Annotated in this window: 8 protein-coding genes; all 8 read right to left on the bottom strand. The window is 68.9% G+C overall.

All coding sequences use genetic code 11. The features are described from left to right. Nucleotides 1–5: 5 nt before the first annotated feature. Nucleotides 6–314: a 30S ribosomal protein S10 gene (gene rpsJ / locus UIS43_RS21250; protein ID WP_013156110.1), complete on the bottom strand. Its 309-nt coding sequence runs from the start codon at nucleotides 312–314 to the stop codon at nucleotides 6–8. 252 nt (nucleotides 315–566) lie between these two features. Further along, nucleotides 567–1,760 carry an elongation factor Tu gene (gene tuf / locus UIS43_RS21245; protein ID WP_013156109.1) on the bottom strand — a complete coding sequence of 398 codons (1,194 nt, stop codon included), beginning with the start codon at nucleotides 1,758–1,760 and terminating at the stop codon, nucleotides 567–569. A gap of 80 nt (nucleotides 1,761–1,840) precedes the next feature. Next, nucleotides 1,841–3,955, bottom strand: a complete 2,115-nt coding sequence (fusA, locus tag UIS43_RS21240) for an elongation factor G (protein WP_013156108.1) — start codon at nucleotides 3,953–3,955, stop codon at nucleotides 1,841–1,843. 40 nt (nucleotides 3,956–3,995) lie between these two features. Further along, nucleotides 3,996–4,466, bottom strand: a complete 471-nt coding sequence (rpsG, locus tag UIS43_RS21235) for a 30S ribosomal protein S7 (RefSeq protein ID WP_013156107.1) — start codon at nucleotides 4,464–4,466, stop codon at nucleotides 3,996–3,998. Nucleotides 4,467–4,468: 2 nt separating this feature from the next. Beyond that, complete coding sequence (rpsL, locus tag UIS43_RS21230) at nucleotides 4,469–4,840, bottom strand: 30S ribosomal protein S12 (protein WP_013156106.1); 372 nt, start codon at nucleotides 4,838–4,840, stop codon at nucleotides 4,469–4,471. Nucleotides 4,841–5,298: 458 nt separating this feature from the next. Beyond that, nucleotides 5,299–8,325: a hypothetical protein gene (locus tag UIS43_RS21225; RefSeq protein WP_370011446.1), complete on the bottom strand. Its 3,027-nt coding sequence runs from the start codon at nucleotides 8,323–8,325 to the stop codon at nucleotides 5,299–5,301. Between the two features lie 129 nt (nucleotides 8,326–8,454). After that, nucleotides 8,455–12,333, bottom strand: a complete 3,879-nt coding sequence (locus UIS43_RS21220) for a DNA-directed RNA polymerase subunit beta' (protein ID WP_071621241.1) — start codon at nucleotides 12,331–12,333, stop codon at nucleotides 8,455–8,457. A gap of 34 nt (nucleotides 12,334–12,367) precedes the next feature. After that, nucleotides 12,368–15,835, bottom strand: a complete 3,468-nt coding sequence (rpoB, locus tag UIS43_RS21215) for a DNA-directed RNA polymerase subunit beta (protein ID WP_013156104.1) — start codon at nucleotides 15,833–15,835, stop codon at nucleotides 12,368–12,370. Nucleotides 15,836–16,526 lie beyond the last annotated feature (691 nt).

Genomic DNA, 16,526 nt, shown 5'->3' with positions numbered 1-16,526 from the left:
CGTCCTTAAAGCTTGATCTCGATGTCAACGCCCGCCGGGAGGTCGAGTCGCATGAGCGAGTCGACCGTCTTCGGCGTGGGGTCGATGATGTCGATCAGCCGCTTGTGCGTGCGCATCTCGAAGTGCTCGCGCGAGTCCTTGTACTTGTGCGGCGATCGGATGACGCAGTAAACGTTCTTCTCCGTCGGCAGCGGCACCGGGCCCGCGACCTGTGCGCCAGTTCGCGTCACAGTCTCGACGATCTTGCGAGCCGAGCTGTCGATGACCTCGTGGTCATAGGCCTTTAGCCGAATGCGGATCTTCTGTCCCGCCATGTGGCCTGTTCGTCCTTCGCTTCAGTGTCCGTAACGGTGAGCTGTTCCCGGTCACAGACGCCCAGGCCCGGCGGATCCGCCGTTGTAGCCGTGAGCCCCTATTCCCTTGAGAAACCGCAACAGGGCTTGCCCCTGCGGTGCGTCACCGTCACAGAGCCCGATGACGTCTTGTGTGCTGGTGGGCGGGCCGTGGACCCACGGCCCGCCCACCACGGCGGGGACGGCTCCGAAGGGGCCGCCCCCGCACGGGTACTACTTGAGGATCTTCGTGACGCGACCCGCGCCCACGGTCCGGCCACCCTCGCGGATGGCGAACTTCAGGCCGTCCTCCATCGCGACGGGCTGGATGAGCTGGACGGTCATCTCGGTGTTGTCACCGGGCATGACCATCTCGGTGCCCTCCGGCAGCGTCACGACGCCGGTGACGTCCGTGGTGCGGAAGTAGAACTGCGGGCGGTAGTTGTTGAAGAACGGCGTGTGGCGGCCACCCTCGTCCTTGGACAGGATGACGACCTGGGCCTCGAACTCGGTGTGCGGGGTGGTCGTGCCGGGCTTGATGACGACCTGGCCGCGCTCGACGTCCTCGCGCTTGATGCCGCGCAGGAGCAGACCGACGTTGTCGCCGGCCTGGCCCTGGTCGAGCAGCTTGCGGAACATCTCGACACCGGTGACCGTGGTGGTCTGCTTCTCGTCCTTGATACCGACGATGTCGACGGTCTCGTTGACGTTGACGATGCCGCGCTCGATGCGACCGGTGACGACGGTGCCGCGACCGGTGATCGAGAAGACGTCCTCGATCGGCATGAGGAAGGGCTTCTCGGTGTCACGCTCGGGCTCGGGGATGAACTGGTCCACGGTGCCCATGAGCTCCAGGACGGCCTTGCCCCACTCCTCGTCGCCCTCCAGCGCCTTGAGCGCGGAGACCTTGGTGACGGGGACGTCGTCGCCGGGGAACTCGTACTCGCTGAGGAGCTCGCGGACCTCGAGCTCGACGAGCTCGAAGATCTCCTCGTCGTCCACCATGTCGGCCTTGTTCAGGGCCACCACGATGTAGGGCACGCCGACCTGGCGGGCCAGGAGCACGTGCTCCTTGGTCTGCGGCATCGGGCCGTCGGTGGCGGCCACGACCAGGATGGCGCCGTCCATCTGCGCCGCACCGGTGATCATGTTCTTCACGTAGTCGGCGTGACCGGGGCAGTCCACGTGGGCGTAGTGACGCGCCTCGGTCTGGTACTCGACGTGGGCGACGGAGATGGTGATACCGCGCTCGCGCTCCTCAGGAGCGTTGTCGATGTCCTCGAACGGCGTGAACGGGTTCAGGTCCGGGTACGCGTCGTGCAGCACCTTGGTGATGGCCGCGGTCAGCGTGGTCTTGCCGTGGTCGATGTGACCGATGGTGCCGATGTTGACGTGCGGCTTAGTCCGCTCGAACTTTGCTTTCGCCACTGGATGTCTCCTAGACGTACAGAGCTGTCTGGTGCTCGCTCCCCGCGTGGACGGGGAGCGGGCTGGTTACGTGTTCGCGACTATTCGCCGCGGACCTTCGCCACAATTTCTTGGGCGACAGCGGACGGAACCTCCGCGTAGGAGTCGAACACCATCGAGTAGTTGGCTCGACCCTGCGTGCGGCTGCGCAGGTCACCCACGTAGCCGAACATTTCGGAGAGGGGCACCTGGGCCTTGACGATACGGACGCCGGAACGCTCGTCCATGGACTGGATCTGTCCACGGCGGGAGTTCAGGTCGCCGATCACGTCACCCATGTACTCCTCGGGGGTGGTGACCTCGACAGCCATGACCGGCTCCAGGAGAGTCGGCTTGGCCAGCTTGACCGCCTCCTTGAAGGCGATCGAACCGGCGGTCTTGAAGGCCATCTCGGAGGAGTCGACCTCGTGGTACTGGCCGTCCTGGAGCGTCACCTTGACGCCGACGAGCGGGTAGTGCGCGAGCACGCCCAGCTCGGCGGCCTCCTGGCAGCCGGCGTCGACCGAGGGGATGTACTCCCTCGGGATGCGGCCACCGGTGACGGCGTTGACGAACTCGTAGCCCGAGGCGTCGCCGCTCTCGGTCTCCAGGGGCTCGATGTCGATCTTGACCTTGGCGAACTGGCCCGACCCACCGGTCTGCTTCTTGTGGGTGTAGGTGTGCCCCTCGACCTTCTTGCGAATGGTCTCGCGGTAGGCCACCTGCGGCTTGCCGATGTTCGCCTCGACCTTGAACTCGTCGCGCATGCGGTTGACGAGCACCTCGAGGTGCAGCTCGCCCATGCCCGAGATCACGGTCTGACCGGTCTGGTCGTCCGTGGCGACCTGGAACGAGGGGTCCTCGTCCGCGAGGCGCTGGATCGCGATGCCCAGCTTCTCCTGGTCGCTCTTGGTCTTGGGCTCGATGGCCACCTCGATGACCGGAGCCGGGAAGGTCATGGACTCCAGCACGATCGGGTTCGCCTGGTCGCACAGGGTCTCACCGGTCGTGGTGTCCTTCAGGCCCATGACGGCGACGATGTCGCCGGCGCCGACCTCGGCGATCTCCTCGCGCTTGTTGGAGTGCATGCGGTAGATCTTGCCGATGCGCTCCTTGCGGCCCTTGAGGCTGTTGAGCACCTGGGTGCCCGTCTGGAGAACGCCGGAGTAGACGCGCACGTAGGAGAGCTTGCCCAGGTGCGGGTCGCTCGCGATCTTGAAGACCAGGGCCGACAGCGGCTCGTCGTTGCTCGGCTTGCGGACGAGCTTGGTCTCCTCGCTCTCGTCCTTGGGGTCGTGGCCCTCGATGGCCTCGACGTCCAGGGGCGAGGGGAGGTAGGCGGTGACCGCGTCGAGCAGGGGCTGCACGCCCTTGTTCTTGAACGCGGTGCCGCACACGACCGGGACGGCCGTACCGGCGATGGTCGCGCGGCGGATCGCGGGGATGAGCTGCTCCACGGTGGGCTCCTGGCCCTCCAGGTACATCTCCATGATCTCGTCGTCGGCCTCGGCCAGCGTCTCGATGAACTGGTCGCGGGCCTCGCGGGCGGCGTCGGCGTGGCTCTCGGGGATCTCGGTCGTGTCGTACATCTCGCCGAGCGCGGCCTCGTCGTTCCAGACGTAGGCCTTCATCAGCACGAGGTCGATGACACCCTTGAAGTCGCTCTCAGCGCCGATGGGCAGCTGGATCGGCATGGCGTTGGCGCCCAGACGCTCGCGGAACATGTCCACGCAGCGCTGGAACTCGGCGCCGATCTTGTCCATCTTGTTGACGAAGCAGATACGCGGGACGCCGTAGCGGTCGGCCTGACGCCAGACCTGCTCCGACTGGGGCTCGACGCCCTCCTTGGCGTCGAACACCGCGACCGCACCGTCGAGCACACGCAGCGACCGCTCGACCTCGACCGTGAAGTCGACGTGGCCGGGCGTGTCGATGATGTTGATCGTGTTGTCGTTCCAATGGGTGGTGATGGCAGCCGAGGTAATGGTGATACCCCGTTCCTGCTCTTCCTTCATCCAGTCCATTGTCGAGGCGCCGTCGTGCGTCTCGCCGAGCTTGTGCTTGACACCCGTGTAGAACAGGATGCGCTCGGTGGTGGTGGTCTTGCCCGCGTCAATGTGGGCCATGATCCCGATGTTGCGGACCTTGGCCAGGTCAAGAACAGTCTTAGCAGCCATGAGGCTCGTCGTCCCTCGGTCTGTTTCGAACCCGCCGGAATTACCAGCGGTAGTGCGCGAAGGCCTTGTTCGACTCGGCCATCTTGTGCGTGTCCTCACGCTTCTTGACAGCCGCGCCGAGACCGTTGCTGGCGTCGACCAGCTCGTTCATCAGACGCTCGGTCATGGTCTTCTCACGGCGCTGGCGCGCGTAGGAGACCAGCCAGCGCAGGGCCAGCGTGGTGGACCGGGAGGCGCGAACCTCGACCGGCACCTGGTAGGTCGCGCCGCCGACGCGGCGGCTGCGGACCTCGAGCGCGGGCTTGACGTTGTCCAGACCCCGCTTCAGGACGACGAGAGGGTCCTGGCCGGTCTTCTCGCGAGCACCCTCCAGGGCGTCGTAGACGACGCTCTGGGCGATGGAGCGCTTGCCGTCGAGCAGCACCTTGTTGATCAGTGCGGTGACGAGCGGCGAGCCGTAGACCGGGTCGGTGATGAGCTGGCGCTTCGGCGCCGGGCCCTTGCGCGGCATGCTTACTTCTCCTTCTTGGCGCCGTAACGGCTACGCGCCTGCTTGCGGTTACGGACACCCTGCGTGTCGAGCGAGCCGCGCACGATGCGGTAACGGACACCCGGCAGGTCCTTCACACGGCCACCGCGCACGAGCACGATGCTGTGCTCCTGCAGGTTGTGGCCGATGCCGGGGATGTAGGCCGTGACCTCGATCTGGCTGCTCAGCTTGACTCGGGCGACCTTGCGCAGAGCGGAGTTCGGCTTCTTGGGCGTGGTGGTGTAGACACGAGTGCACACACCACGACGCTGCGGACTCCCCTTCAGCGCCGGGGTCTTGTTCTTTGCGACCTTGTCCTGTCGGCCCTTGCGGACCAGCTGCTGGATGGTGGGCACCGCGTCTCCGTCTTCCTCGTGACCTACGCCGGTTCTCGTAGCCGATATCGCTATTGACCTGCTGGATTTCCCGAACCTCCCCGACCCCCGATGTCGGGCGTGTCGCGTTCGTTCCCGCGCATGGCGAAAACGAGATCACACCCGGCCGAAAGGCCGAATCATGGGAGGGGGTTCACATGCGCCGCGCACCGTAGGTCCTCGTCTGCGGAACCGGGCGCCGCACACACATGTGCGACCCGTCGACTCACGGGCACAATCACACAGGCTACCGCTTGCCGTCAGGACGGTCAAAACGATGTGCGACATGGCGGGAACCGTCGGGACGGATCCTCGCTCAGCCGTGGGTCACCACCAGTCTACGCGGTCCCGGGGCTGCTCGGCCCCGCTTCGCAGAGAGCGCGGACGAAGGCTGAAGGCCGCCTCCCGGGGACGATTGTCCCCGAGAGGCGGCCGCCGCGCTACAGGACCAGCCAGAGGGCGACGGAGATCACCGTCACCAGGATGCCGACGACGGCGAAGACCGTTCCGGTCGTGATCAGACCGAGGCCGTCGAGCTGCCCGCGGGACTCGCGGATCGCCCTCTTGGCCCTGGGCCCGGTGACCAGGAGGGCCAGGACGGCCGTGACCAGACCCACGCCGGGCAGCAGCGAGGCCACGCCCAGCCACAGGGTGAGCGTCGCTCCCCGCTCGGTGTCGGCGAGGAAGTCGATGCTGTCGTAGCCGGGGTAGGCGTCACCGGCCTCGCCGCCCAGGGGGCGGTCGCCGAAGCCGGGGAACTCGTCGGCGATCGGGTCCTTGCGGCGCTTGCTGCGGCCCGCCGGGGCGGCGGGCATCCCGTAGTCGGCCGGGGTGAACCCGTCCTCGTACTCGGGGTCGTCGCGGTCGTCGCGCTCGTCACCGCGGGGCTCGGGGTCGTCGTCGTAGGCGTACTCCGGCTCCGGCCGCTCCGCGTCCCCGTCGTGGGCGTACTCCGGCCCTTCGGGGTCGTCGTCGTAGTGGCCGTAGTCCGCCCCGTCGTCACCGCGCGGGGGGACGTCGCGCCGGAACTCGTCGTCGTCCTCCCAGTCCCCCTCCCCGGCCAGGGCGCGGGCGTCGAACATCTGGGTGGCCCCGCCGGGGTCGTCCGGCAGGTCCTGGTCCCTGGACCGGGCGCGCGACTGCATGTCGGCGATCGCGCCCAGGGGGTCGTCCGCGCCGGGGACCGCCGCGGAGAGCTCACCGGTGTCGGGCCCTCCCCAGTCGACGGTCTCGGCCCGTCCGGAGGAGGACTCCCTGCGGCGCTGCTCCGCCTCGCGGACCACGTCCGGCAGCCGGGGGTCGTTGCGGTCGAACGCCCAGGTGTTGCCGCTGCCCGTACCCAGCCCGGAGGGCGAGAGCTCGTCGCCGTACCCGTCGCCCCACGAGCCGCCGGAGTCCGCGCCGGGCCGGTCGTCGGTGCGGCCGGAGGGCGCCCAGGCGTCGGGGGCGTCGGCGCCCGCGGGGGTGCTGTCGGCGCCCCGGAAGTCGCCGCCGAGTTCGTCGTCGTCCCAGGAGCGGCCGCGTGCGCGGTCTCCCCCAAGGGGGTCGTCGTCGTAGGGGCGGTCGTCCCAGGCGTCGGCACCGCGCTCGTCGGCACCGTGCCGGGGGGCGCGGTCGTCCCAGGACCGGTCCGCCGGGGCGTCGTCGTCCCAGGAGCTGCCGTCGGGGCCGGGCACGTCGGTCCATGAGGCCGGGCCGCGGTCGCGGACGGGAGCGTCGTCGTCCCAGCCGGAGGAGGCGCGTGTGCCGTCCTCCCAGGGCTGACCGCCCCGGTCGGCGGTCCACGGACCGCGGTCGCCGGCGGGGTCGGGGCCCCAGGGCCGGTCGGTCGAGGAGGAGGGCCTCGTCTCCCACGACGCGGGGGCCAGGCCGTCGTCGGCCGCGTCACGGCCGCGGCCCGGGGCGCTGTCGTCCCACGGCCGGCCGGACGCACCGGAGGCCGGGGCCTCCCAGGACGCGGGACCCAGACCGTCGTCGAGCGGGTCGCGCGTACCGCCCGCGGGGGCGTCGTCCCAGGGCTGGGCGCCCCGGTCGGCGTTCCAGGTGCCGCGGTCACCGGCGGAGCCGGGGTCCCAGGGCCGGGTGCCCTCCGCCGGGCCGCCGCTGCCGGAGGCCTCCGGCCAGGGAGCGGGGTCCCGGTCGCCGCCGCCGGGAGCGCCGACGTCCCGGGAGGAGGGCGAACGGGTCCCGTCCTCCCACGACCGGGCGCCGGGGGCCGGGGCGTCCCACGAGGCCGTGCCGAGGCCGTCGTCGAGCGGATCGCGCCGATCGGCGACCGGAGCGTCCTCCCAGGGCTGGCCACCGGACACACCGGAGGAGGGGGCCTCCCACGACGCGGGACCCAGACCGTCGTCGGCGGTGTCCCGACCGCGGGCCGGGGCGTCCTCCCAGGGCTGCCCCGGCGCGGAGGGGGACGGAGCGTCCCAGGGCCGGGATCCGCCGGCCGGACCGCCCTCCAGGGAACCACCGGTTCCGGGGGAGTCCGACCACGGGGCCGACGCACCGCGGTCATCCCCGCGGGCGGGCGCGTCGGCGTCCCAGGAAGGGGAAGAGCGAGTGTCGTCCTCCCACGGCCGGGCGGCGGCGCCCGCCGCAGCGGAGGCCGGGGCGTCCCACGAGGCCGTGCCGAGGCCGTCGTCGAGCGGATCGCGCCGATCGGCGACCGGAGCGTCCTCCCAGGGCTGGCCACCGGACGCACCGGAGGCGGAAGCGTCGTCCCACGGCTGTCCGGACGCACCGGAGGCCGGGGTGTCCCAGGACCGGGGCCCGTCGGCCGGACCGCCCTGCGCCGAACCCGCGGTCGCGGGAGGGTCGGGCCACAGCGCCGACGCACCGCGGTCATCGCCGCGGGCGGGCGCGTCGGCGTCCCGGGCCGCGGAGCCGCGCGCGCCGCCGACGGTGTCGGACGGCGCCTCCCAGGAGGGCGCGTTCCGGTCGTCGTCCAGCGGTGCGCCGGAACCCCACGGCTGTTCGGCGGCCGTGGAGGAGCCGGGTGCGGAGGAGTGCTCGTCCCGGGGCTGTCCGGTGTCCGGGGCGTCCCGGTCGTCCAGCGCGGGGATCTCCTGGGTCCGGGGACCGTCGGACCAGGCCTCGGGCCGGTCGGTGCCCCGCTCCGACGGGAGCGGGACCTGGGCGCTGGCCGCGACGCTCGGCAGGGAGGGCTCCTCGGCCTCCCCCGGAATCCTGGTCAGCGGCTGGTAGGCCGCGGACCCGGCGCCCGGGTAGGAGATCCCGTGGGAGACGGGGGGCGGCGGTCCGCCCAGCGCCTCCGGATAGGGCTCCACCATGGCCGGACGGGACGAACTCAGCCCCGCGTACCCCCCGCTGTCCGGGAAGACCGTGTCAGCGGTCCCCTCGGATTCGAGCGGGTCCTGGTAGTCCGACTGTGTGCGGTAGCGGTTCTCGCTCGGCTTGAACCACGAGTCCTCCGCGTCGGAGTCCCGCCGTTCGCCCCCGTTGTCAGTCACCTGTGCCTCTCCCGCCAGCGCAGTAGCGCCGTCTTCCGTCCGCGTCAGCGGACCCTGTGCGCGGAACGGCGGCGGTACCACCCCCCGCGAGGGGTGGCATACCGCCGCCGTCAGTCAAGCAAACCGCTTCTACCGGTTGTACGGTCCGAAGTCGTACTCCTCCAGCGGAACGGCCTCGCCCGAACCCTGTCCGAAGGTGTACTCGCTCGGCTCCTCGTACCCGGAGACCGAGTACATCGAGGCCTTGGCCTCCTCGGTCGGCTCCACCCGGATGTTGCGGTACTGCGGAATGCCGGTACCGGCCGGGATGAGCTTACCGATGATGACGTTCTCCTTGAGGCCGAGGAGCGGGTCGCTCTTGCCGTGGATCGCGTTCTCGGTGAGCACCCGGGTGGTCTCCTGGAAGGAGGCCGCGGACAGCCAGGACTCCGTGGCCAGCGAGGCCTTGGTGATACCCAGCAGCACCGGACGCCCGGCCGCGGGCTGACCGCCCTCGGACACGACGCGGCGGTTGATCCGCTCGAACTTCGGCCGCTCGACCATCTCACCGGGCAGCAGCTCGGTGTCGCCCGACTCCAGGATGTTCACCCGCTTGAGCATCTGGCGGACGATGATCTCGATGTGCTTGTCGTGGATGGACACACCCTGCGACTTGTACACCTCCTGGACCTCGGACACCAGGTGCTGCTGCACCGCGCGCGGGCCCTGGATGCGCAGGACCTCGTGCGGGTTGATCGCACCCTGGATCAGCTGCTGGCCGACCTTGACGTGGTCGCCGTCGGTGACGAGCAGCTGGGCGCGCATCGGGACCGGGTAGGCGATCTCGTCCGTGCCGTCGTCGGGGATGACGACGATCTTGCGGCTCTTCTCGGTGTCGTCGATCCGGATCCGGCCCTCCATCTCGGAGATCGGGGCCACACCCTTGGGGATGCGGGCCTCGAAGAGCTCCTGGACACGGGGCAGACCGTGGGTGATGTCCTGACCGGCCGAACCACCCATGTGGAAGGTACGCATGGTCAGCTGGGTGCCGGGCTCACCGATGGACTGGGCCGCGATGATACCGATCGCCTCACCGACGTCCACCGGCTTGCCGGTCGCCATGGAGCGGCCGTAGCAGGTGGTGCAGACGCCGATCTTGGCCTCGCAGACCAGCGACGAGCGCACGCGGACGCGGGTGATCCCGGCCTCGATGAGCTTGTCGATGTTCTGCTCGGAGGTGTCGCTCAGGGCGGGGAGGACGATGTTGCCCTCCGCGTCCACCGCGTCCTCGGCGATGGTCCGGCCGAAACCGGTGTTCTCGACGTTGTGCTTGCGCACGACGACGCCGGCGGCGTTCTTCTCGCCGATCTCGTGCCAGAGCGAGCGCTCCGTGCCGCAGTCGATCTCGCGGACGATGACGTCCTGCGCCACGTCCACCAGACGACGGGTCAGGTAACCCGAGTCGGCGGTACGCAGGGCGGTGTCGGCCAGGCCCTTGCGCTGGCCGTGCGTGGAGATGAAGTACTCCAGCACGGACAGGCCCTCGCGGTAGGAGGACTTGATCGGACGCGGGATCGTCTCACCCTTGGTGTTGGAGACCAGGCCGCGGATACCGGCGATCTGGCGCACCTGCATCGGGTTGCCTCGGGCACCGGACTGGACCATCATCCACACCGGGTTGTCGGCGGGGAAGTTGCTCTCCATGTCCTGGGCGACCTCGGTGGTGGCCTGCGTCCACACCTCGGTGAGCTCCTGACGGCGCTCGTCGTCGGTGATGAGACCGCGGTCGTACTCGCGCTGGATCTTGTCCGCCTTGCGCTCGTACCCCTCCAGGATCTCGGTCTTGCGCGGCGGCGCGACGACGTCCTCGATGCCGATGGTCAGACCGGACCGGGTGGCCCAGTGGTAACCGGCGTCCTTGAGGGCGTCCAGCGTCGTGGCGACCTGGACCTTGGGGTAGTTCTCGGCGAGGTCGTTGACCAGCGTCGAGACCTGCTTCTTGCCCACCTGGAAGTTGACGTACGGGTAGTCGACCGGGGTGGTCTCGTTGAACAGGTACCGGCCCAGGGTGGTCTCCAGGGTGTACGGCTCCCCCGGCGTCCAGCCCTCCGGCGGCGTCCAGTCCTTCGGCGCCGGGGCGCCGTCGGCGATCCGGAGCTTGATCCTCGCCTGGAGGTCGAGGTCCCCCAGGTCGTAGGCCATGATGCCCTCGGCCGGGGAGAGGAACGAGCGCCCCTCGCCCTTGGCTCCGAGCTTCTCCGTCGTCAGGTAGAACAGGCCGATGATCATGTCCTGGGTGGGCATGGTCACGGGCTTGCCGTCGGACGGCTTGAGGATGTTGTTGGTGGCCAGCATCAGCAGCCGCGCCTCGGCCTGGGCCTCGGCGGACAGCGGCAGGTGCACGGCCATCTGGTCGCCGTCGAAGTCGGCGTTGAACGCCGTGCACACGAGCGGGTGGATCTGGATGGCCTTGCCCTCGACCAGCTGCGGCTCGAAGGCCTGGATGCCCAGGCGGTGCAGCGTCGGGGCGCGGTTGAGCAGGACCGGGTGCTCGGTGATGACCTCTTCGAGGACGTCCCACACAACCGGGCGGGACCGCTCGACCATGCGCTTGGCGCTCTTGATGTTCTGCGCGTGGTTCAGGTCCACCAGGCGCTTCATCACGAAGGGCTTGAACAGCTCCAGCGCCATCTGCTTGGGCAGGCCGCACTGGTGCAGCTTGAGCTGCGGGCCGACGACGATGACCGAACGGCCGGAGTAGTCGACGCGCTTGCCCAGCAGGTTCTGGCGGAAGCGGCCCTGCTTGCCCTTGAGCATGTCGGACAGCGACTTGAGCGGACGGTTGCCCGGACCGGTGACCGGGCGGCCCCGGCGGCCGTTGTCGAACAGCGCGTCGACGGCCTCCTGGAGCATCCGCTTCTCGTTGTTGACGATGATCTCGGGCGCGCCGAGGTCGAGCAGCCGCTTGAGGCGGTTGTTGCGGTTGATGACACGGCGGTACAGGTCGTTGAGGTCGGAGGTCGCGAAGCGGCCACCGTCCAGCTGCACCATCGGACGCAGGTCCGGCGGGATGACCGGGATGCAGTCCAGCACCATGCCCATGGGGCTGTTGGTGGTGTTGAGGAACGCCGAGACGACCTTGAGCCGCTTCAGGGCGCGGGCCTTCTTCTGGCCCTTGCCGGTGCGGATGATCTCCCGGAGCCTCTCGGCCTCCACGTCCAGCTCGAAGTTGGCCAGACGGTCCTGGATGGCCTGGGCGCCCATGCCGCCGCGGAAGTACTTGCCGAAGCGGTCCCGCATCTCGCGGTAGAGCATCTCGTCGCCCTCGAGGTCCTGGACCTTGAGGTTCTTGAACCGGTTCCAGACCTCGTCGAGGCGGTCGATCTCACGCTGGGCGCGGTCGCGCAGCTGGCGCATCTCGCGCTCGGCGCCCTCACGCACCTTGCGGCGGGCGTCGCCCTTGGCCCCCTGCTCCTCCAGCTCGGCGAGGTCGGCCTCCAGCTTGCGGTGGCGGTCCTCGACGGTGGAGTCGCGGCGCTGCTCCAGGTGCTGCTTCTCGACCGAGATCCGCGCCTCCAGGGACTGGAGGTCGCGCTCACGGGCCTCGGTGTCCACCCACGTGACCATGTAGGCGGCGAAGTAGATGATCTTCTCGAGATCCTTCGGCGCCAGGTCCAGCAGGTAGCCCAGGCGGGAGGGCACGCCCTTGAAGTACCAGATGTGCGTGACGGGAGCGGCCAGCTCGATGTGGCCCATCCGCTCACGGCGCACCTTGGCACGGGTCACCTCGACGCCGCAGCGCTCACAGATGATGCCCTTGAAGCGGACGCGCTTGTACTTGCCGCAGTAGCACTCCCAGTCGCGGGTCGGACCGAAGATCTTCTCGCAGAAGAGTCCGTCCTTCTCGGGCTTGAGGGTGCGGTAGTTGATGGTCTCGGGCTTCTTGACCTCGCCGTGCGACCACTGGCGGATGTCGTCGGCCGTGGCCAGGCCGATGCGCAGCTCGTCGAAGAAGTTGACGTCGAGCACTTAATTCGTCCCCTGCTCTCGAAGAATGCGGAAGTTAGACCTCTTCGACACTGCTCGGCTCCCGCCGACCCAGGTCGATTCCCAGTTCTTCCGCCGCGCGGAAGACGTCCTCGTCGCTGTCCCGCATCTCGATGGACATACCGTCACTGGACAGCACCTCCACGTTCAGACAGAGCGACTGCATCTCCTTGATGAGCACCTTGAAGGACTCAGGGATGCCCGGCTCGGGGATGTTCTCGCCCTTGACGATGGCCTCGTAGACCTTGACCCGTCCCACCACGTCGTCGGACTTGATGGTGAGCAGCTCCTGGAGGGCGTAGGCGGCGCCGTAGGCCTCCAGCGCCCACACCTCCATCTCACCGAAGCGCTGACCGCCGAACTGCGCCTTACCGCCCAGCGGCTGCTGGGTGATCATGGAGTACGGGCCGGTGGAGCGCGCGTGGATCTTGTCGTCCACGAGGTGGTGGAGCTTGAGGATGTACTTGTAGCCGACGGAGATCGGCTCGGCGAAGGGCTCGCCGGTGCGGCCGTCGAACAGACGCGCCTTGCCGTCCTCGTTGATCAGGCGGTTGCCGTCCGCGTTGGGGCGCACCGACTTGATCAGGCCGCTGAGCTCGTCGCCGCGCAGGCCGTCGAAGACCGGCGTGGCCACGCGGGAGTCCGGCGGCACGTCGGTGGCGCCGATGGCCTCCAGCGACTTCTGCCACTCCTCCTCGACCCCCTCGACCAGCCAGCCGTTCTTGGCCAACCAGCCCAGGTGGACCTCCAGGACCTGGCCGACGTTCATACGGCCGGGCACGCCCAGCGGGTTGAGGATGATGTCGACCGGCGTCCCGTCCTCCAGGAAGGGCATGTCCTCCTGGGGCAGGATCTTGGAGATGACGCCCTTGTTGCCGTGGCGGCCCGCGAGCTTGTCACCGTCGGTGATCTTGCGCTTCTGGGCCACGTAGACGCGGACCATCTCGTTGACGCCGGGGGCGAGCTCGTCGCCGTCCTCGCGGCTGAACACGCGGACGCCGATGACCTTGCCGGTCTCGCCGTGCGGCACCTTGAGCGAGGTGTCGCGGACCTCGCGCGCCTTCTCTCCGAAGATCGCGCGCAGCAGGCGCTCCTCCGGGGTCAGCTCGGTCTCGCCCTTGGGCGTGACCTTGCCGACGAGGATGTCGCCGTCCACGACCTCGGCGCCGATGCGGATGATGCCCCGGTCGTCGAGGTCGGCCAGGACCTCCTCGCTGACGTTGGGGATCTCGCGGGTGATCTCCTCCGGGCCCAGCTTGGTGTCGCGGGCGTCGACCTCGTGCTCCTCGATGTGGATCGAGGACAGGACGTCGTCCTGCACCAGGCGCTGGGAGAGGATGATCGCGTCCTCGTAGTTGTGGCCCTCCCAGGACATGTACGCCACGAGCAGGTTCTTGCCCAGCGACATCTCACCCTGGTCGGTGGAGGGGCCGTCCGCGAGGACCTGGCGCTCCTCGACCCGCTGGCCCTCGGCCACGATCGGCCGCTGGTTGAAGCAGGTGCCCTGGTTGGAGCGCTGGAACTTGCCCATGCGGTACGTCTTGCGCGTGCCGTCGTCGGCCATGACGGTGACGTAGTCGGCGGTGACGTCCTCGACGACACCGGCCTTCTGCGCCAGGACGACCTCACCGGCGTCGGTGGCGGCGCGGTACTCCATGCCGGTGCCGACGAACGGCGACTCGGCCATGAGCAGCGGCACGGCCTGGCGCTGCATGTTCGAGCCCATGAGGGCGCGGTTGGCGTCGTCGTGCTCCAGGAACGGGATCATGGCGGTGGCGACCGACACCATCTGGCGCGGCGACACGTCCATGTAGTCGACCTCGTCCGTGCTGACCTGCTCGAACTCACCGCCCTTGCGGCGCACGAGCACACCGGCCTCGGCGAAGGAGCCGTCGGGGTTCATCGGCGTGTTGGCCTGCGCGATGACGTGGAGGTCCTCCTCGTCCGCGGTCAGGTAGTCGACCTGGTCGGAGACCTTGCCGTCGATGATGCGGCGGTACGGGGTCTCCACGAAGCCGAAGGAGTTGACCCGGCCGTAGGCGGCGAGCGAGCCGATCAGACCGATGTTCGGTCCCTCGGGCGTCTCGATCGGGCACATGCGGCCGTAGTGCGAGGGGTGCACGTCGCGGACCTCGAAGCCCGCGCGCTCGCGGGACAGGCCGCCCGGGCCCAGCGCGGAGAGGCGGCGCTTGTGCGTCAGGCCCTCCAGCGGGTTGGTCTGGCCCATGAACTGCGACAGCTGCGAGGTGCCGAAGAACTCCTTGATGGAGGCCACGACCGGACGGATGTTGATCAGGGTCTGCGGCGTGATCGCCTCGACGTCCTGGGTGGTCATCCGCTCGCGGACGACGCGCTCCATGCGGGCCAGGCCCAGGCGGACCTGGTTCTGGATGAGCTCGCCGACGGTGCGCAGGCGGCGGTTGCCGAAGTGGTCGATGTCGTCGGTCTCGATCGGCCGGGGACCGTTGACGGTCTCCTTCTCGGTCTCACCCGCGTGCAGGCGGACGAGGTAGTCGATCGTGGCGACGATGTCCTCTTCGGTGAGGGTGCCCTGCCGGTAGTCGGTGTCCAGGCCGAGCTTCTTGTTGATCTTGTAACGGCCGACCTTGGCCAGGTCGTAGCGCTTGGGGTTGAAGTACAGGTTCTCCAGCAGCGCCTGGGCCGACTCCTTCGTGGGCGGCTCGCCGGGGCGCAGCTTGCGGTAGATGTCCAGCAGCGCGTCGTCGGTGCCCGCGGTGGGGTCCTTCTCCAGCGTGTTGCGGATGGACTCGTACTGGCCGAAGCGCTCCAGGATCTGGTCGGTGGTCCAGCCCAGCGCCTTGAGCAGGACGGTGACGCCCTGCTTGCGCTTGCGGTCGATGCGGACGCCGACGAAGTCGCGCTTGTCGACCTCGAACTCCAGCCAGGCGCCGCGGGACGGGATGACCTTGCAGCCGTAGAGGTCCTTGTCCGAGGTCTTGTCGACGGACTTGTCGAAGTACACGCCCGGGGAGCGCACCAGCTGGGACACGACGACGCGCTCGGTGCCGTTGATGATGAAGGTGCCGGTCTCGGTCATGAGCGGGAAGTCGCCCATGAACACCGTCTGGCTCTTGATCTCACCGGTGTCGTTGTTGATGAACTCCGCCGTGACGAACATCGGGGCGGAGTAGGTCATGTCCCTGTCCTTGCACTCATCCTCTGAGTACTTGGGCGGCTCGAACCGGTGGTCGCGGAACGACAGGGACATCGTGCCCGAGAAGTCCTCGATCGGGCTGATCTCCTCGAAGATCTCTTCGAGACCGGACTGCTCCGGAACGTCCTTGCGGCCAGCGTTTCGGGCCGTCTCAACCCGGGTCTTCCACCTGTCGTTGCCCAGCAGCCAGTCGAACGACTCGGTCTGAAGGGCGAGGAGGTTCGGGACCTCCAGTGGTTCCTGGATACGGGCGAAGGAAACGCGGTGCGGACCAAGGGCGTTAGCGGAGGCGTTGCGCGAGGCTGCCAACAGGGGTCCTTCCGAAGGCTTGTGGCGGTTGAAGCGCGCACGCCAGACGATCCGTCACGAGAGGGACCGCCGCAACGCGGTTGAGACGGTCACATCGAGCGGGAGCGGGCCACCGGAATGTCCGGAAAAATGGAGTGGCGGCAGCCTTCACCGGCACAGGGATCACCAAAGGGCAGCGCAAAAGAGCAGTGTAGCCGAACACCACACCGCTGTCCACTCACGGTCCACAGCGCCACTCACGACACCGGCAGGATCACCCCTGGAGGGCGATCCGTCAAGCCCGCTCCCGGCGGAGGAGCCCGGATTCCGGCTGCCCGGAACGGTCGGGCGACCTCGTCGGTGGACTGGTGCGCCTGCCCTGGCCCGGGGGTCGGGAGCCAACGACATCCGAAGGATTCCCCCGCCTCAGGCGGGTAAACACGTCCTCCGGGCCTCAGCGGGTTTCCCGGGACGGGAGATTAGCGCGTCCGGGGGACAGTTCGCACACGCACCCCCGGTTCCGGGACCTGCCGGATCCCCCTCAGCTTCGCACAGGGGACGGGACGAGCGGTGACGGACACGGCGGTGCGCGGGGAAAGGACTCCGGGCCCGCCCCAGGTCAACGCGCCGTCGGAGGCGCCGCGGCCCGGGCCCGGGGCGCGGGGAAAGGAAGGCCGCGGGGGCGCCGCGGTCTCGGGCCGGAGCGCGGAGG

It is taken from the genome of Nocardiopsis sp. LDBS0036 (assembly GCF_041228755.1).
GTDB classification, from domain to species: domain Bacteria; phylum Actinomycetota; class Actinomycetes; order Streptosporangiales; family Streptosporangiaceae; genus Nocardiopsis; species Nocardiopsis dassonvillei.
This window is presented reverse-complemented; position numbering and strand designations above follow the sequence as displayed.

What these genes read in the sequence shown, in the direction of transcription:
- rpsG (WP_013156107.1), bottom strand. Translation starts at nt 4,466, where the DNA reads ATGCCGCGCAAGGGCCCGGCGCCGAAGCGCCAGCTCATCACCGACCCG.
- fusA (WP_013156108.1), bottom strand. Translation starts at nt 3,955, where the DNA reads ATGGCTGCTAAGACTGTTCTTGACCTGGCCAAGGTCCGCAACATCGGG.
- rpsJ (WP_013156110.1), bottom strand. Translation starts at nt 314, where the DNA reads ATGGCGGGACAGAAGATCCGCATTCGGCTAAAGGCCTATGACCACGAG.